Below are 16,730 nucleotides of genomic sequence, written 5' to 3'. Positions count from 1 at the left end.
CCCTAACCAAATTGGGTGCTTATTGTGCCGACGCGGCGGTAGTCGCGGTCGACCACCGGGAGCGTGCGCCACTTGTCGAACGCGGTGCACGGGTGCGAGATGCCGAAGGCGAGCAGGTCGCCCGGCTTGAGCCCGTCGGCGCGGACGACCGTGTGCTGGTCCTGCATCTTCACGATGGTGACGCCGCCGCGCCTGGGAACGGGCAGGCCCTCGTCGTACGGCGCGTCGCGCTTGCCCAGGCCGACGATCGCCAGCCCCGGCTCGGGCGTGGACAGCACGTGCGCCCACACCTCCAACGCGGGCCGCAACTCGCCGGGGACGCGGTTGAAGGGCGTGCGCTCGCGGTAGTAGCCGTCGTCGTGGGTGACGTACGCTCCGGCGCGCAGGACGATCCTGGCCTGGGTGGTGACGAGCTCGCGCCCGATCACGTCGAACCACTGGCTGCCGCCGACGGTCAGGATGGGATTCTTGACGCGGATGTGCTCGGCGGCATCCTGCAACAGATACAGATATTTCCGGACCTCGGGCGCCGTCTTCAGCGCCCCTTCGTACCCGGCGATACCCGCCAGCTCCACCCCGTCGGTCCGCTGCACATGCGCGGCCACCTCCAGCAGCTGCTCCAGCGTCCGGCACCCGGCCCGCCCGCCCTCATGCCCGAGCTCGACCAGCACACTGAACGGCCGCGACGAGGCATGGCGGGCCAGGATGTCCACCCCGGCCACGGAGTCCACGAAGGACAGGAAGTCGAAGCCCGGGTCGGCGGCCAGCTCCGTCGCCGCCCACTCCAGCCCGGCGGGGTCCACCATCTGGTTGGCCACCATGACCCTGGCCGCGCCGAACTCCCGCACCGCCATCGCCTGCCGCGCCGTCGCCACGGTGAGCGCCCATGCGCCCGCTTCGAGCTGCATGGTGGCGATCTCTCGGGACATGTGCGTCTTGGCGTGCGGCGCCAGCTCCATGCCGTGATCGCGGGCGAAGGCGGCCATGGTCGCGATGTTGTGCTCGAGCGCCTCCTGATGCACGACCATCAGAGGGAGGGTGGCCCCGTCGAAGACGGACCGATTGTGTTCGTGGATTCCCTGCACAACACCCCCATTTGTCCGCGCCTGACCCTATCTCATGTTTATTTTATGATCTTGTACGGCAAGCCCGGTGAGCCCCACCCGCCGCACGGGGCCGGCCCCTGTCCAGGGGCACGCTCCTCCGGTGGAGGTGGCTGAGCGCCGTGACGTGCGCATTGTGGGCCCCGTCCGTGCTTCCAGGGGGCGCCGGCCGGTTACGGGCGCAGCGCTCGTCCCGGAGTCTTGCCCGTCAAGGCACCGTTCGCCAGCACCGGCACCCCCGACACGAGCACGTCGTCCACTCCCCTCGCCGGTGTGCGCGGAGTCTCGTACGTGGCCAGGTCCGTCACCGTCGCCGGATCGATCACCACCACGTCGGCCGCGAAGCCGCGCCGGAGCAGGCCGCGGTCCGTCAGGCCGAAGCGTCGCGCCGGGTGCGACGACAGATGGACGGCGGCCTGCCCCCACGTCCAGTCGCCCAGCTCGCGCACGTGCCGTCCCAGGAACCGGGCGAACGCGCCGAAGCCGCGCGGGTGCGGGTGGCCGCCCACGTAGATGCCGTCCGAGCCGCCCGTTTGCGAAGGGTGGCGCAGTACGCGGCGTACCGACTCCTCCCCCTCCGGGCCCTCGTCGGGACGGGCCGTCACGCAGCCCGCCTCCAGGCGCGTCTCTATGAGCAGGCGACGGCAGAACTCGTGCGGCGCCAAGCCCGCCCGCTCGGCCGCCTCGACCATGCCCAGGCCCTCCGCCCACTCCAGGCCGGGGGCGTGGGAGATGGTCAGGCGCGGCCAGGTCCGCGCCAGCTCCGGCCACCAGGCGTCGAGCTCCCCGGACGACAGCATCTCCAGGGCCCGGTCCGGCTCGGCGCCCGGGACCTCGGGCGGCAGGACGACCATCGCCAGGATGGTGTTGCCGCGCAGGTAGGGGTAGGAGTCGAAGGTCAGGTCCACGCCCTCGGACAGCGCCTGCTCCACCAGGGGGAGCAGGACGTCCGCGGGTCCGTGCAGGTGGGAGATGTGCACGGCCGTACCGGATCGCTGGGCTATCTCGACGACCTCCGACATGCCTACGTCGGCTCGCTCGCCGTAGGCGCGCATGTGGGTAACGTACGGCAGGCCCGCGAGGGGTGCGCACAGGGCGGCCAGTTCCGCTGCTGAGGCGTAGCGGCCGGGCAGGTACTCCAGGCCACTCGACAGGCCGACCGCGCCGTCCGCCAGGCCGCGTTCGACGTGGGTGAGCAGGCGGGTCAGCTCGTCGCGTGTGGGGGTGCCTGAGGAGGGGCCCATGACGTCGTAGCGGATCGTGCCGTGCGGGATCAGGTAGGCGGTGTTGAGCGCGACCGCGCGGTCGTATCCCTGGAGCAGCTCGGCGACCGACAGCCCGCCGCCGGTACGCACGTCATCCGAAGGGCGCCCGTCCGTACGGGGGCTGTCCGCAAGAGGGCCGTTCACTGCTGCGAAGTAGCGTTCCGCGTAGGCGACGGTGTCGGCGGAGCCGGGGGCGAAGGACAGGCCATCCTGTCCCAGTACGAACGTGGTCACCCCCTGGCGAAGCGTCGCCAACTGTACGGCGGGGTCGAAGACGGCCGCGTCGCCGTGGGCGTGGCAGTCGATGAACCCCGGTGCGACGAACCGTCCGCTCGCGTCGATGACGGAAGCGGCCTCCGTGCCGTCGAGGCGGCCCACGGCGGCGACCCGGTCGCCGGTGATCGCCACATCGGCTCGGTATGGCGGCGCCCCCGTCCCGTCGAGCACGAGTCCGCCGCTGATGATCACATCGAAAGCCACTCAAGGATTAAACATGATCCAGCAGGTACCGCGCGGCTGCGGTCCAACCCGGGAAACCCGTCCGGCGGCCGTCGCCGACTCGAACGGCCGACAAAACAGAACATGATCACTTTTGATCAAGCTTGAGATGGTTAATGCGCTACATGGCTATTTGTCCACTATATGAGCGGGAATTACCTCAAGACGCTCGTTGCTCGAGGCGGGACACATGGCCGTGCTCTTCGCCGGAGACGGAGAAGGTCATGATCGAAAGAGGCGCGCTCGTCGTCCTAGGATCGGCTCTTGTCGCCGCCCTCGCCCTGCCTCAGGGCTTCACCGTGGCGGTCCCGGCCACCCGTACGGCGGCCCTGTCGACACGGCTGAACCCGTGCGACGACAAGGGCCAGGGCTGCGCGAAGGGCTACTCCGACGGCTACGCCAACGGCGTACGGTGCCAGCCCTCCCGCCCGGCCAAACACCCGGCTTCCGGCCAGCCGGACTACAGACTCGGCTACAAGGTCGGCTGGGCGGTGGGCCGGAAGCACGCCGGGTGTGGCGGGGGCGGTACGTCCGGGCGCGCCCAGTCCAGGCAACAGGGCAAGAGACGGGGCGCCGCGGACGCGGCCAGGTTCCACCGGTGTGTGAAGGGGCACTTCAAGGGCCGGTCGAAGACGTTCAAGCACGGTTATAAGGCCGCCAACCCCCACTGCTAGGACCACCGGCCGTCAGTCGGAGATCCGGGGCTCCGGGCGGTCGCAGCCCGTGGCCGTGGTGGCGACCGGGCGCTTGGCGAGGAGTTCGCGGGCCTGCGACCTGGCCAGGTTCCAGCCGTTCCAGGCGTCCGGCTGGTTCAGGCCGTTGGCCTTGATCACGTCGGTCAGTACGCAGCTGCGTTGCGGCTCAGGGAGCCGGTCCAGGGCCGGTACGGCTTCCGCGCCGAGGTCGCCCAGGTAGTCCGCGTCCAGCTTGGCCGGCCCGCGTACCACCACCTGCGTCTGAGCCACCCGGAAGTCCGGGTTGACGATCGCGAACGCGCCCAGTCCGAGCCCGGTGACCAGCACGATCGTGCGGGGCAGCCAGCCGGAGCCGCGCCCGGCCAGCCGGGCCGCGCCCGCCAGTATGACCAGGGCGAACAGCGCGCCCAGCCACCACACCGTGGCCTGCACCGACAGGCGTAGCCGGGACAGGCCGTACGCCTCGGTGTAGAGGTCCATGCGGTGCAGCGCGGAGGCCAGCACGACCATGGTGAGGGCGCAGAGCACGCCGAGCTGGCCGGCCAGCAGCCAGCGTTCGCGCCGCTCGGTCCGGAGCAGGCCGGCCACGACGGCGACGATGCACATCACGAACACGCTGACGACGACAAGCTGGAAGAAGCCCTGCCGGGCGTACTCGGCGTAGGTGAGACCGGCGGTCTTCAGCACCCAGGAGTCGCCGCCGAACAGCACGGTGATCTGTACTGCCACGAACGCCGCGAACAGCAGGTTCACCGCCGTCAGCGGCACCACCCAGACGCTCCTGGACACGCCGAACTTGACCTCGGGCCCGACCGGATCCACCACGGGCCGCAGCGCGACCAGCACCACGGCGGCCAGCAGCACGGCCCCCACCAGGAACAGGAAGATCCGCAGCGGCACCGACTCGGCCCAGTCCGGGGTCGCGGTCAGGCGCTCCAGGTAGGTGGCGAACACGGGGTCGGCCGAGGCGAACAGCAGCCCGAACACCACCAGCAACACCGCCGTGATGCCCAGGGCCGCGACCATGGGCAGGATGCGCCGCTTGGCGGTCAGCCGCTTCAGCGGCTTGGCCAGGAACCACGGCACCGGCCCCAGCGCGAGCAGCACCGACACGCCGCCCCTGATCACGCCCAGCCAGCCGAACCCCGCCCCTGAGACGGCCAGCGCCAGCAGCCCGCACCCGGCCATGAACAGGATCCCGACCAGCCAGTCGGCGTCGCGTACAGCGGCCATCGCGATCAGCCAGTAGGCGGTCAGGCCGAACAGCACCGTCCATGGCGTGATCCGCCGCAGCACCGCGGGCAGCGCCGCGGCGCCCAGCACCATCGTGACCAGGACGATCCCCAGCCCCACCTGCGCGTCCGGCAACGCCACGGCCGTGAACACGCCGGCCCCCGCCGCCGCCGGCAGCAGCCAGCGCGGCGTCTCGGGCAGGTCGGGGCGCGGGAAGAGCGGCGGCGGGACGTACGGCGGAGGCGGTGACTGCGGCCCGTGCCCCTGCGGTCCGGGGACCTGCGGACCAGGGACTTGCGGCCCGTACACCTGCGAACCGTGAACCTGCGGACCAGGCTGCCCCTGCCCCTGGTACGGCTGGCCCGGCGACCGACCCTGAGCGGGCTGGTAGGGCGGGGCAGTGGCAGCCCGTCGCCCGGTACCCGCCCCCAGAGACACCCCGACGGCCCCGATGAGCGCGGTGACCAGCACGAGCGTGATGAGCGCCGCCGTGTCGCTGCCCAAGGCCACACTGACGAACACGGCCGCGAACAGCCCGACCAGGAACCCGAGAAGCAGCCCGATGACTCCTCCCCCGACCATCCGCGCAAGCCGCCCGGCAGACACCGGCACCACCGACACGGCCGCCTGCGCCGACGACGGCGAAACTCCCGACGAACCGCCCGACGGAGCCAGAGCGATCGGCTGACCCGGCGCGGCCGGCTGACCCGAGACCACCGGCTGAGCCAGCGCGACCAGCTGCGCCAACGAGTCCGACAAAGCCGATGGGACCGACAAAGCCGATGGGACCGGCTGAGCCGACGGGACCGGTGGGGCCGGCGACCCCGGCGACCCCGGCTCCTGAGCCGACGAAGCCGCGAGCACCGCCTGCCCCGCCGTCTCGGTCTCCGGCGTGGCCTCCACATCCCCCGTGGCCCGCACCTCAGACAGACCCGGCTCAACCCCACCGACCGCCGCGGCGAGAACCTCCGACTCGACTAAAGCATCACCCGCCGCAGCAGGCGGCACCCCTTCGCCGGCCCCCGAAACAGGTTCTAATGGCGTATCCGCCATGATGGTCCTCCCTGGTAGATCGACGATCATGCGGCACCCCGCGCAGTCGTCGATGCGGATCGAACCGCCGTGCAGTTCGACGATCTCCTTGACGATCGCCAGCCCCAGCCCGGCACCCCCGCCGTCCGCCGTCCGCCCCGCGTCCAGCCGGGAGAAGCGCTCGAACACCCGCCCGTGAGCCGAGGCGGGGATCCCCGGCCCCTGGTCGGCGATGGTGATGCGCACCCCGTCCCCGTCGGGCGCGCCCGTCACGGTGACCGAGCCGCCGGGCGGGCTGTGGCGTACCGCGTTGTCGAGCAGGTTCGCCAGGACCTGGGCGAGCAGGTCGGGGTCGGCGCGTACGACGAGGTCGGCGGGGACCACCGGGGTGAGCCGGACGTCCTCCCGCGCCAGCGCGGCCTCGCGTACGGCCTGCTCCAGCAGCGGTGCGAGCTCGACCGGTTCCGGTTCCATGAGGCGCACGCCCGAGTCGAGCCGTGACAGGTCGAGCAGTTGCGCCACGAGCCGGCCGAGCCGTTCGGTCTGGGCGAGCGCGGTCTTCATGGTGACCGGGTCGGCCGCGGAGACGCCGTCCACGACGTTCTCCAGGACGGCGCGCAGGCCGGTGATGGGGGTGCGCAGCTCGTGGCTGACGTTCGCGACGAGCTCGCGCCGTTGCCGGTCGACCTCGCCGAGGTCGGCCGCCATCGCGTTGAACGCCCTGGCCAGCTCCCCGACCTCGTCGCGCGAGGTGGCGCGGACGCGCAGCGTGTAGCGGCCCTTGGCGATGGTCTGGGCGGCCCTGGCCATCTGGCGCAGCGGCTTGGTCATGCCCATGGCGAGCACCTGCACCATGATCAGGGCGAGGATCAGCGCGACCACGATCCGGATGGGCCGGGAGAGGCCGGAGTTGATGCCGACCTCGTTGACCAGGAAGGCGGTGCCCACGGCCAGCACGATCACCAGGCCGAGCTTGACCTTGATGCGGCCGAGGAAGTCGAGCGGCTGCCTCATCGGCGGACCAGCGCGTAGCCGACGCCGTGCACCGTGCGGACGACGCCGGAGCCGAGCTTGCGGCGTAACGCGCGTACGTGGCTGTCCACGGTCCTGGTCGCGGCGGCCTCGGAGAAACCCCACACGTCCGACAGCAGCCGGTCGCGCTCGAAGACCTGGCCGGGCCGCTCGGCCAGGCGGCGCAGCAGGTCGAACTCCGTCCTGGTGAGCTGCGCCTCGGCGCCGCGCACGAACACCCGGCGGGCCGCGGTGTCGATCTCCACCTCGCCCACCCTGATCACCGTGTCCTCGGAGGCGAGCTGGACGGCCCGCTCGACCCGGCGCAGCAGCGCGTGGATCCGGGCCACCAGTTCGCGCATGCTGAACGGCTTGGCCAAGTAGTCGTCCGCGCCCACCCCGAGCCCGACCAGCACGTCGGTCTCCTCACCGAGCGCGGTCAGCATGAGCACCGGCACCGGCCGGGCCGCCTGCATCCGGCGGCACACCTCCAGCCCGTCGAGTCCCGGCAGCAGCCGGTCCAGGATCACCAGATCGGGCTCCGCCCTGCCGTACTCGGCCAGGGCCGTCTCCCCGTCCCCCGCCACCCTGACGTCGAACCCCTCGGCCGCCAGCCGGTTCCGTACGGCCAGGGCGATGGTCTCGTCGTCCTCGACCAGGAGGATGCGTCGCTGCTCTGCCACGGACGAAAGCCTAGAAGGGGGCTGTGCAGACGGCACTCCCCAATCTGTGCATATCCGGTGCAGACTTGGTCGGTGAACACGGACGGATACCTGCGCCGCCTCGGGCTTCCCGACCTGCTGACCGCCCCGCCCACGGCCGAGAACCTGCGCCGGCTGCACGTCGCGCACATCGAGCGGGTGCCGTACGAGGCGCTGCAGATCTGGCTCGGCCGTCCCACCACGGTCGATCCCGCCGAATCGGCCGGGCGGATCATCGGCGGCCGCGGCGGCTACTGCTACCACCTGAACGGCGCGTTCTCCCTGCTGCTCATGGAGCTCGGCTACGACGTGACCAGGCACGTGGGCGGCGTGCAGGCCCCCAACGGCGCGCCCGGCATCACCGCCAACCACCTGGTGCTCACCGTGCGCGGGCTGCCGTCCGACGACAATCCGGGCGGCGAGTGGCTGGCCGACCTGGGGCTGGGCGACGCGCTGCACGAGCCGCTCCCGCTGGTCGCGGGCGTCTACCGGCAGGGCCCTTTCTCGTACGGCCTGCGGCGTTCCGAGGTCGCGCCGGGAGGCTGGCGGTTCGACCACGACCCGAGTGGCTCGTTCCCGGGCATGGACTTCGACCCCACCCCGACCGACATGTCAGCTTTTACTGCGATGCATCATCACCTGTCGACGTCGCCGGAATCGGGTTTCGTGCGGGTCGCGACGATCGCCCGGCGGGACGCTTCCGGCGTGGATCTCCTCCGCGGGCTCGTCCTGTCGCGCGTGGGCAACGGCGCCCATTCCATCACTCTCCACACGGCTCGTGACTACTACTCCGCGTTGTCCGACGTGTTCGGATTGCACCTAGACGACGTGCGGCAAGAAGAGAAAGAAGCCCTGTTCGGGAAGGTTCACGACGCGCACGAGAAGTGGCTGTCAGGAACCCACGCCTAGCCCATGGCTTTGCCATAGAACGTGGCGATATCGTGCACCTCGGGATGGGAGAGACCAAGAAGCTCGCCGGTCGCTACCGGCTGCTGAACCCTTTGGGCGCGGGTTCCGTACGACTGGCGTTCGACGAGGTAGAACATCGTGACGTCGCGGTCAGGGAGCTACGTGTGCCCGCCGAGTTACGCGGATCCGCGGTGCAGGACGCGCGGCGGGCCGCCGGGCTTCGGCATGCCTCCGTCGTACCGGTTCTCGACGTGGTGGTGGAGGACGGCGAGCCGTGGCTGGTGATGGAGTTCGTCTCCGGCACCTCGCTGGAGCAGACCGTGGACTCGCGGCACCCCTTGCCCGTGCAGCAGGCCGCCCGGGTGGGCGTGTGCCTGCTGTCGGCGCTGCGGACCGCTCATGACACGGGGATCGTGCACGGGCGGGTCAATCCGGGCAACGTGCTGCTCACCTCGACGGGCCGGGCGGTGCTCACCGGGTTCGGGCTGCCGGGGCTGGGCATGCGGCCGGCCGCCGACATGTGGTCGATGGCCGCGACGCTGCACTTCGCCGTCGAGGGCCGGCCGCCGGGGCGGGCTCCCGCGGAAAGCACCGACGCCTTCCGATGGCTGGTCAGGGCCATGCTGGAGCCCACCGGACCGCCCCCGGTCGACGTGGTGGCCGGGATGCTCGACCGGCTCGCCGTGGAGCAGACGCTCGGGCACATACTCGCCACCGCCGGGCCGCTGCCGCCCGCCCGGGTGGCCGAGATCGGGCTGGCCGTACTCGACCAGCTGGCCGACCTGCACGCCCGGGGATCGCATCACGGCGGCGTACAGCCGGGCAACGTCCTGATCGACACGGCCGGCCGGGCCACGCTGGCCACCACGCCCGTGCCCGCGCCGGTGTCGCACGCGCCCGTGATGCCGGCGACGATCCCGGCCTACACGGCGCCAGAACGCGTGCCAGGACCCGCGGCGGACCTGTGGTCGCTGGGCGCCACGTTGTTCGCGGCCGTCGAGGGGCATCCGCCCGCGCCCGGCGCCCCGCTGGCCAAGGCGGGCGCGCTGGCGCCGGTCCTGTTCCGCCTGCTGTCGGGGTTCCCGGCGCACCGGCCGGGGCCGGACGCGCTCCGTAAGGACCTCAAGGCCGTCGCGGACCTGTTTTGAGATACGAATTTTTTAAGATATATCGCGAATGGAACCACTGGAGTGGTCCACTCGTTGGACTCAAGACGCACAATGGGAGAGGCGGGGCGCGCGCTCCGCGTACGGAGGAAGTTGAGGATGTCACCAGTCCAGAAGTACGCCATCGGCGCAGGCGCCGCGGTTCTGCTCTCGCTGATCTTCTTCGGGCCCGGCTTCATCACCATGCTGGTCGTCCTCGGCGTGGTCGCCGCCCCGGTGGTCGGCTACCTGATGCTCGACCCGTCGCAGCGCGAGCGGCTCAAGCGAGCCCGCAGACGCGGCATCGGCAGCTAAGGCGAGAAAAGGCGCGCGGCGGGGCCTCAGGCCGCCGCCGCGGCCAGGGCCGTGTGCACCCGGCTCGTCACCCGGCGTTCGATGTAGAACGACAGGAACGGCACCGTGCCGCCGAGCATGATGCCCAGCATGTACGGCCAGCTCCAGCGCGCCTTCATCCCCAGGTTCATCACCGTGATCAGGTAGATCATGTAGAGGAAGCCGTGGATGGGCGCCACGATCTTCGACAGGCCCACGACGCCGAAGCCGTATCGGAGCACCATGGCCACGCAGAGCACGAGCAGCATCACGCCGACGATGTAGGCGAGCACCCGGAAGGGCTTCAGAGCCGATTCCACCGTTAACCTTCCAGAACCATCTCAGGGGACTTGCCACTGTCCCGATCACGATCCGCTCGCACGGCATCGCGTACGAAGTGGAACCACATGAACACGGCGAACCCCGCGAAGATCCACCAGTTGGCGGCATAAGCGAGATTACGCCAAGTCAATTCCCCGCCGACGACCGGCGGCCGGACCTTTACCTGCGTCAGCGGCCCCGAGGCGGGCTGGGCGACGACATAACCGTTGCGCACCTTCTGCCCGCTCCACAGGTTGATCAGCTCACCGGTGGACACCGTCTGCACCTGCCCTGCGGGAAGCCCCTCGGTGCGGCGCTGCACGCTGTCAGTGCCTTGCGACGGGCGCAGCCGCCCGGTCACTGCGACCTTGCCACCGGGCACGGCCGCCGCCGGATCGCCGGCCTTGGCCACCCAGCCGCGGACGACCGGCACCAGCGTGCCGTCATCGAGCCGGAGCGGCGTGAGGACCCAGTAGCCCTCGTCGCGCGAGACGTTGCCGCCGGGCGCGTCGACATCGGCCGGCCGATCGGCCACCAGCAACTGGCGCGGCGCGTCGTAGACGCCCTCCGCCGAGACCTTGCGGCCCACGGCGGGCCCGGTCAGCTGCGCACCCACCTGGGACAGCGTGGCGACACCGACGGCGGCGGGATCGGTGACCGCGTGCGGCTTGCCGGAATCCTGGAACACGCCGAGCTGCCAGCGCCCGAGCAGGATGAACGCGATCAGGACCCCGATCGTCAGCAGGTGCAACCCCACCACGCGTGGGGAGAACAGGGTCCGGAGCATGCTTCAAAGCTATCCGGCCACCAGGCCGGTCCCCTAATCAGCCCATGTCCACAGATCACACCAAAAGCGGCAAGCGCACCAGACGATCACGCTAAGCTGCTGGACATGTCTGACCAGCATATCGACCCTGCCGGCAACACTCAGCAGTTCCGCGCGTTCGCGCAGCGGTCCGAGCAGGAGGCGGCGCCGAGCAAGAAGTCCCCCATTCTGCCGATCGTCGCGGTGATCGCCGTCGTCGTGATCATCGGCGTCGCGGCCTTCCTGCTCCTGCGCTAACCCCGCGCACTTCAGAGCGCCGACGGCCACCCGCTCTCGGCGCTTTTCGTGTGCCCTGAGGGCAGGTAACATACCGACCAGTCGGTGTGATATGGGTCACCCTGGACGGACCTGGACGCCTCTCATTACATTGGACGAGTCGTCTAATAACGCGGAGGAGCAGTGGACGAGCCAGGAATAGTGATCATCGGTTCGGGCTTCGCCGGGATCGGCATGGCGATCAAGCTCAAGGCCGCCGGCTACCACGACTTCGTCATCCTGGAGAAGGCCGCCGACCTGGGTGGCACCTGGCGCGACAACACCTATCCCGGCTGCGCGTGCGACGTGCCGTCGCCCATGTACTCCTACTCGTTCGACCTCAATCCCGGCTGGTCGCGGATGTTCTCCCCGCAGGAGGAGATCTGGGACTACCTGCGGGCGTGCGGCGAGAAGCATGGCATCACCCCGCATTTCCGGTACGGCAAGCGCGTCGTCGCGCTGGAGTACGACGACCTTGACCGCCGGTGGGCGGTGACCACGGACGACGGCGAGACCCTGCGGACGAATGCCGTGGTGTCGGGCATCGGCGCCCTACACATCCCATCATTCCCCGAAATTTCGGGACGTGAGGTTTTTGCGGGGGCGGCCTTCCACTCCGCCGAGTGGGATCACTCGGTCGATCTGGCCGGCAAGCGCGTCGCGGTCATCGGCACCGGGGCCTCGGCCATCCAGTTCGTGCCGCGGATCGCGGAACGCGCGGCGCGGCTCACCGTGTTCCAGCGCACACCACCCTGGATCCACCCCAAACCGGACTTCGGCTTCTCGCCCTGGGCACAGCGGCTCATGCGGTTGCCGGGCGCCGCCAGGACGGTCCGCAACGCCATCTATTGGCTGCTGGAGACCAGGGCGCTGGGCTTCACCCTCGACCCGAAGCTGATGAAGGCGTCCGAGCAAGCGGCACTCAAGCACCTGGAGAGGCAGATTCCCGACCCGGAGTTGCGTGAGCGGCTGACGCCCGACTACACGATCGGCTGCAAGCGCATCCTGCTGTCCAGCGACTACTATCCGGCGCTGACCCGGCCGAACGTCTCGCTGGTCACCGACGGGATCGCCGAGATCAGGGAGCACTCGATCGTCGACGTCGCCGGGGTCGAGCACGAGGTGGACGTGATCGTCTACGGCACCGGGTTCAAGGTGACCGAGGCGCTCCAGCGGCAGCGCATCGTGGGCCGCGACGGGCTGAAGATCCAGGACGCCTGGCAGGACGGCATCGAGACCTATTACGGCATCTCCACTGCCGGGTTCCCGAACCTGTTCTTCCTGCTCGGCCCGAACACCGGCCTCGGCCACAACTCGGTCGTCTTCATGATCGAGTCGCAGGTCCGCTACGTGATGGACTGCCTGCGGCTGCTCTCCAAGACCCAGGCCAGGGCCATCGACGTCAAGCCGGGACGGCAGCGGGCGTTCAACCGGCGGCTGCGCGAACGGCTCGACCCGCTGGTGTGGAACGCGGGCGGCTGCCGGTCCTGGTATCTGGACGAGCACGGGGTGAACCGGACGCTGTGGCCGGGCTTCACCTTCGAGTACTGGGCGCGTACCCGGAAGATGAAGCCCGGCGCGTACGAACTGATCTACTAGCCGGGTTTCACCACCAGGGCACTGCCGCCGCCCCGCCGGACCGGTTCGGCGACCGCCTGCACCTTGCCCCGGCCCAGGAACTCCAGCGCGGTGGCCGCGCCGATCTCCGTGGTCAGTGCGAGCTTGTGCCCGCGCGCCTCCAACTCGGCCCGGTACTTGTCGAGGAAGGCCTGCTCGGCCAGCGTCTGCTCGGTGTTGCGCTGCGTGGCCCGCGGCGCGGCGACCGCGTCGGGCAGGCTCATGCCCAGCTCGAAGCGGTTGACCAGGATCTGCAGCACGGTCGTGATGATCGTCGAGCCGCCCGGCGAACCGGCCGCCAGCACCGGCCGGCCATGGGCGAAGATCAGCGTCGGCGCCATCGACGAGCGCGGGCGCTTGCCGGGGGCCGGCAGGTTCGGGTCACCGGGGGCGGGGCCGAAGGTGAAGTCCGTGAGCTCGTTGTTGAGCAGCACCCCGCGCCCCGGGACCACGATGCCGTTGCCGCCGGTGGACTCGATCGTCAGGTTGTAGGCGACCACGTTGCCCCACCGGTCGGTGATGGTCATGTGGGTCGTCTCGGGGCCTTCGTCGGTGGTCGCCGTGGCCGTGCCCGCCGGGGTGGCGCACGCCTCATAGCTGCCGTCGGGGTTGCCGGGGGGAGCGGGGTTGGCCATCGCCTTGTCGCCGATCAGGCAGGCGCGTTCCTTGGCGAAGCCGTCGGACAGCAGCTCCTTGAGCGGCACGTTCGGGATGTCGCCGACGTACTTGTTGCGGTCGGCGAAGGCCAGGCGGGAGGCCTCCAGGTATTCGTGCAGGCCGACGCTCGGCAGGGCCTCCAGGATGTTGAGCGCTTCGCCCACGGTCGAGCCACCGGAGGAGGGCGGCGCCATGCCGTACACCTGCATGCCGTTGTAGTCCACGCGCGTGGGGTCGCGCTGGAGCACCCGGTAGGCGCGCAGGTCGGACAGCTCCATCAGGCCCGGCCGTACGTTGCGGGTGGCGCCGGGGGTGACGGGCGGCTGCTTGACCGTGGCGACGATCTCCTTGCCGAGCTGTCCGTCGTACAGCCAGCTGATTCCGCGTTTGCCCAGCTCGCGGTAGGTGGCGGCGAGTTCGGGGTTCTTGAAGACGGAGCCGACGGGCGGCGGGGCGCCGTTCGGGAGGTAGAGCTTGGCGGTGGAGGTGATGTCCTTGAAGCGGGCGAGGTTCGCGGCGGTCTGGTCGTAGAAGGTCTGGTCGACGACGAAGCCCTTGGACGCCACCTCGATGGCGGGCTGGAGCGCCTGCTTCAGCGAGAGCGTGCCGTACTTCCGCAGGGCCACGTCCCACTGCGCGAGCGTGCCGGGGATGCCGGCCGACAGGCCGCTGGTGACGCCCTCGTCGAACGGGATGCCCTCCAGCGTGGTGGCGGTCATGGCCTTCGGGGCGGTCTCGCGGCCGTCCAGTGTGACCACCCTGCGGCTGCGGGCGTCGTAGTAGACCATGAAGCCGCCCCCGGTCAGGCCCGAGGAGTAGGGCTCGGTCACGCCGAGCACGGCGCCGGCGGCGACGGCCGCGTCCATGGCGTTGCCGCCCTGTTTGAGTACGGCGATGGCGGCCTTGCTGGCGTCGAAGTCCACCGTGGCGACCGCACCGCCGTACCCCTCGGCGACGGGGGCCTTCTGCTGCGGTGTGGGAGTGGCCAGTGCTGGGGTGGAGGCCAGCGAGATGAGGATTGCTGCTGCTGCAGGAACGATCACTCGGCGCATGTGTCCACGATGGCCCAGGTACGCCCATCGTGGTAGGCCCCCCTGCGGCGCGAGGATGATGCGCAGGTCAAGCGGGTGGCCTAGCGTTGGGGGGTGCGAAAGAAGCCGGGAAACGACGTCTACGTCGCTTTGGTCGTCGCGGTGATCCAGGTGGTGCTGTCGCAGGGGGCGGCCTGGGGGCAGCGGGATTTCAGGGCGCCGCTGGATTCGCTGGCGTACGTGTTGCTGCTGGTGGGGCCGGCAGCGATCGTGGCCCGCCGGAAATTTCCCGTTCTTTCGACCGCCGTCACGCTTTTGGCGACATATGCGTATGTGGTGGTTGGCTATCCGTATGGGCCGGTTTTTCTGGCGCCGATATACATGCTCGGGTCGCTCGTCCTCAGGGGTCGGCGGCTGGTCGCGTGGATCCTCTCGGGGGTCACGCTCGCCGTTTTCCTGATTTATGCCTCTTTGGGGGGCAACCAGGGCCTTTGGATCTTCCACACGCTGGCGATCACCGCGTTCATCCTGCTGTTCATGGTGATCGCCGAGCTGGTCAGGATCCGCAGTGAGCGGCGTGCCGAGCACCAGCGGGTCGTCGAGGAGGAGTCGAGGCGACAGGCCAGCGAGGAGCGGCTGACGATGGCGCAGGAGCTGCACGACGTACTGGCGCACAACATCTCGCTGATCCACGTCCAGGCGTCCACCGCCCTGCATCTCATGGACGATCAGCCCGAGCAGGCCCGTACCGCCCTGACCACCATCAAGTCCGCCTCCAAGGAGGTTCTCGGCGAGATGCGCTCAGTCCTCAACGTGCTGCGCGAAGGCGCGCCCCGCTCCCCCACGGCCGGGCTCGACCGCCTCGACGAACTCGTGGCACGCTCCGGCCTGGACGTGACGCTCAAACGCGTCGGCTCCCGGCCGCTGCCGCCGCAGCTCGAACGCGCCGCGTACCGGATCATCCAGGAAGCCCTCACGAACGCCGCCCGCCACGCGCCCGGGGCGCGGGTGACGGTCCGGCTCGAGTACGGCACAGGCGCGCTGGGCATCCTGGTCACGGACACGGGCGCGACGAAACCGGCCGTACTGACGGAGGCAGGCAGCGGCAACGGCATCCCCGGCATGCGCGAACGCGCCTCAGCCCTCGGCGGCACCCTGACCGCCGGCCCGGCAGGCAGCGGCTTCCAGGTCGAGGCCACACTGCCCCTCCCCGAGGAGACCTCATGATCAAGCTCGTACTGGCCGACGACCAGGCTCTCGTCCGGGCGGGCTTCAAGGCCCTGCTGGATGCCCAGCCTGACATGACGGTGGTCGCGGAGGCCGCCGACGGCGCCGAGGCGGTACGCCTGTCACGCGAGCACGAGCCGGACGTGGTGCTCATGGACATCCGCATGCCCGGCACCGACGGCCTGGCCGCCACCCGCCAGATGCCACCGGGCCCGCGCGTCATCATCCTGACAACGTTCGAGCTGGACGAGTACGTCTTCGAGGCCCTGCGCGGCGGCGCCAGCGGCTTCCTCGTCAAGGACACGGAACCGGCGGAGCTCATCCAGGCGGTCCGCGTGGTCGCGGCCGGCGAAGCCCTTCTGTCCCCCAGCGTCACCCGCCGCCTGATCGCCGAGTACGCCACCCGCGCCAAGGAACCCTCGGCCACCAACCACCACCTGGACCAACTGACGGACCGCGAACGCGAAGTCCTGTCACTGGTAGGCACCGGCAAGACGAACGACGAGATAGCCGCGGACCTCTTCATGTCCCCCGCCACGGCGAAGACGCACGTCAGCCGAGCCATGATGAAACTCCACGCCCGCGACCGCGCCCAACTCGTCGTCATCGCCTACGAATCCGGCCTGGTGAAACCCGGCTGGCTATAGACAAGCACGGCCTTCGCCTGGTCGGCGCTTCGCACAATGGGGCTCAGACTGTGTTCAGTGGGGGGTGCCGTGATCCCCGATCGACATGCTCATCCGCCATCTGGAGCACATCACCGTCACCGGCCCACTGACATGGTTCCGACTGGCCGGACCCGAGCGGCAATGCGATGGCAGAATGTGACCATGCGGCCACCCCGAGCGAGATCTTTTAACACCGCCGGCCC

Annotated in this window: 15 protein-coding genes; 8 read left to right on the top strand and 7 right to left on the bottom strand. The window is 70.0% G+C overall.

Going from position 1 to position 16,730, the window contains the following annotated elements:
* Positions 1-2: 2 nt before the first annotated feature.
* Together ACIBO2_RS02275 and ACIBO2_RS02270 are read right to left on the bottom strand one after the other, a co-directional pair.
* Positions 3-1,028 (bottom strand): alanine racemase, encoded by a 1,026-nt coding sequence (locus ACIBO2_RS02275; RefSeq protein WP_358547530.1) that lies wholly within the window; start codon positions 1,026-1,028, stop codon positions 3-5.
* A gap of 248 nt (positions 1,029-1,276) precedes the next feature.
* Positions 1,277-2,848 (bottom strand): amidohydrolase family protein, encoded by a 1,572-nt coding sequence (locus ACIBO2_RS02270; RefSeq protein WP_358547533.1) that lies wholly within the window; start codon positions 2,846-2,848, stop codon positions 1,277-1,279.
* 242 nt (positions 2,849-3,090) lie between these two features.
* Between ACIBO2_RS02270 and ACIBO2_RS02265 the strand changes: the two genes are divergently transcribed.
* The gene (locus tag ACIBO2_RS02265; protein ID WP_358547535.1) at positions 3,091-3,540 is read left to right on the top strand and encodes a hypothetical protein; all 450 of its coding nucleotides are present in this window, start codon (positions 3,091-3,093) and stop codon (positions 3,538-3,540) included.
* Between the two features lie 12 nt (positions 3,541-3,552).
* Here the strand turns inward: ACIBO2_RS02265 and ACIBO2_RS02260 are convergent, their stop codons facing one another.
* Both ACIBO2_RS02260 and ACIBO2_RS02255 read right to left on the bottom strand, forming a co-directional pair.
* A complete protein-coding gene (locus ACIBO2_RS02260) occupies positions 3,553-6,840 on the bottom strand; it encodes a DUF4153 domain-containing protein (RefSeq protein ID WP_397294911.1) in 3,288 nt (1,095 codons plus the stop codon).
* On the bottom strand, positions 6,837-7,520 hold the full coding sequence (locus ACIBO2_RS02255) for a response regulator transcription factor (RefSeq protein WP_358547539.1): 684 nt from the start codon (positions 7,518-7,520) through the stop codon (positions 6,837-6,839). The genes ACIBO2_RS02260 and ACIBO2_RS02255 overlap by 4 nt, the downstream gene beginning before the upstream one ends.
* Positions 7,521-7,592: 72 nt before the next feature.
* Here ACIBO2_RS02255 and ACIBO2_RS02250 point away from each other — a divergent pair, with 72 nt between their 5' ends.
* The 3 genes from ACIBO2_RS02250 (at position 7,593) to ACIBO2_RS02240 (ending at position 9,907) form a co-directional block, all read left to right on the top strand.
* On the top strand, positions 7,593-8,447 hold the full coding sequence (locus tag ACIBO2_RS02250) for an arylamine N-acetyltransferase (protein WP_358547541.1): 855 nt from the start codon (positions 7,593-7,595) through the stop codon (positions 8,445-8,447).
* Between the two features lie 44 nt (positions 8,448-8,491).
* A complete protein-coding gene (locus tag ACIBO2_RS02245) occupies positions 8,492-9,595 on the top strand; it encodes a protein kinase (RefSeq protein ID WP_358547544.1) in 1,104 nt (367 codons plus the stop codon).
* 117 nt (positions 9,596-9,712) lie between these two features.
* Positions 9,713-9,907, top strand: coding sequence for a hypothetical protein (locus ACIBO2_RS02240; protein WP_358425485.1), 195 nt, complete (start codon positions 9,713-9,715; stop codon positions 9,905-9,907).
* 26 nt (positions 9,908-9,933) lie between these two features.
* On the opposite strand, the gene ACIBO2_RS02235 is transcribed toward ACIBO2_RS02240, so the two are convergent.
* Complete coding sequence (locus ACIBO2_RS02235) at positions 9,934-10,245, bottom strand: DUF3817 domain-containing protein (RefSeq protein ID WP_358547548.1); 312 nt, start codon at positions 10,243-10,245, stop codon at positions 9,934-9,936.
* Between the two features lie 2 nt (positions 10,246-10,247).
* Positions 10,248-11,033 carry an SURF1 family protein gene (locus tag ACIBO2_RS02230; protein ID WP_397294908.1) on the bottom strand — a complete coding sequence of 262 codons (786 nt, stop codon included), beginning with the start codon at positions 11,031-11,033 and terminating at the stop codon, positions 10,248-10,250.
* Positions 11,034-11,138: 105 nt separating this feature from the next.
* Here ACIBO2_RS02230 and ACIBO2_RS02225 point away from each other — a divergent pair, with 105 nt between their 5' ends.
* The gene (locus ACIBO2_RS02225) at positions 11,139-11,309 is read left to right on the top strand and encodes a hypothetical protein (protein WP_357941520.1); all 171 of its coding nucleotides are present in this window, start codon (positions 11,139-11,141) and stop codon (positions 11,307-11,309) included.
* A 162-nt stretch (positions 11,310-11,471) separates the two neighbouring features.
* Positions 11,472-12,926, top strand: a complete 1,455-nt coding sequence (locus ACIBO2_RS02220; RefSeq protein ID WP_397294906.1) for a flavin-containing monooxygenase — start codon at positions 11,472-11,474, stop codon at positions 12,924-12,926.
* Here the strand turns inward: ACIBO2_RS02220 and ggt are convergent.
* Positions 12,923-14,653: a gamma-glutamyltransferase gene (gene ggt / locus ACIBO2_RS02215; protein ID WP_358547556.1), complete on the bottom strand. Its 1,731-nt coding sequence runs from the start codon at positions 14,651-14,653 to the stop codon at positions 12,923-12,925. The two genes, ACIBO2_RS02220 and ggt, sit on opposite strands and share 4 nt — an antisense overlap.
* A 93-nt stretch (positions 14,654-14,746) precedes the next feature.
* Between ggt and ACIBO2_RS02210 the strand changes: the two genes are divergently transcribed.
* Positions 14,747-15,859, top strand: a complete 1,113-nt coding sequence (locus ACIBO2_RS02210; RefSeq protein ID WP_397294903.1) for a sensor histidine kinase — start codon at positions 14,747-14,749, stop codon at positions 15,857-15,859.
* Positions 15,856-16,506, top strand: coding sequence for a response regulator transcription factor (locus tag ACIBO2_RS02205; protein ID WP_357647582.1), 651 nt, complete (start codon positions 15,856-15,858; stop codon positions 16,504-16,506). Before ACIBO2_RS02210 ends, ACIBO2_RS02205 begins: the two co-directional genes overlap by 4 nt.
* Positions 16,507-16,730 lie beyond the last annotated feature (224 nt).

This window comes from Nonomuraea sp. NPDC050022 (genome assembly GCF_044460705.1).
Classification (GTDB): Bacteria; Actinomycetota; Actinomycetes; order Streptosporangiales; family Streptosporangiaceae; genus Nonomuraea.
This window is presented reverse-complemented; position numbering and strand designations above follow the sequence as displayed.

Bases quoted from the DNA above. Each gene is read 5' to 3' on its own strand.
- ACIBO2_RS02245 (WP_358547544.1), top strand. From the start codon at position 8,492: ATGGGAGAGACCAAGAAGCTCGCCGGTCGCTACCGGCTGCTGAACCCT.
- ACIBO2_RS02260 (WP_397294911.1), bottom strand. From the start codon at position 6,840: ATGAGGCAGCCGCTCGACTTCCTCGGCCGCATCAAGGTCAAGCTCGGC.
- ACIBO2_RS02240 (WP_358425485.1), top strand. From the start codon at position 9,713: ATGTCACCAGTCCAGAAGTACGCCATCGGCGCAGGCGCCGCGGTTCTG.
- ACIBO2_RS02265 (WP_358547535.1), top strand. From the start codon at position 3,091: ATGATCGAAAGAGGCGCGCTCGTCGTCCTAGGATCGGCTCTTGTCGCC.
- ACIBO2_RS02230 (WP_397294908.1), bottom strand. From the start codon at position 11,033: ATGCTCCGGACCCTGTTCTCCCCACGCGTGGTGGGGTTGCACCTGCTG.
- ACIBO2_RS02275 (WP_358547530.1), bottom strand. From the start codon at position 1,028: ATGGTCGTGCATCAGGAGGCGCTCGAGCACAACATCGCGACCATGGCC.
- ggt (WP_358547556.1), bottom strand. From the start codon at position 14,653: ATGCGCCGAGTGATCGTTCCTGCAGCAGCAGCAATCCTCATCTCGCTG.
- ACIBO2_RS02225 (WP_357941520.1), top strand. From the start codon at position 11,139: ATGTCTGACCAGCATATCGACCCTGCCGGCAACACTCAGCAGTTCCGC.
- ACIBO2_RS02205 (WP_357647582.1), top strand. From the start codon at position 15,856: ATGATCAAGCTCGTACTGGCCGACGACCAGGCTCTCGTCCGGGCGGGC.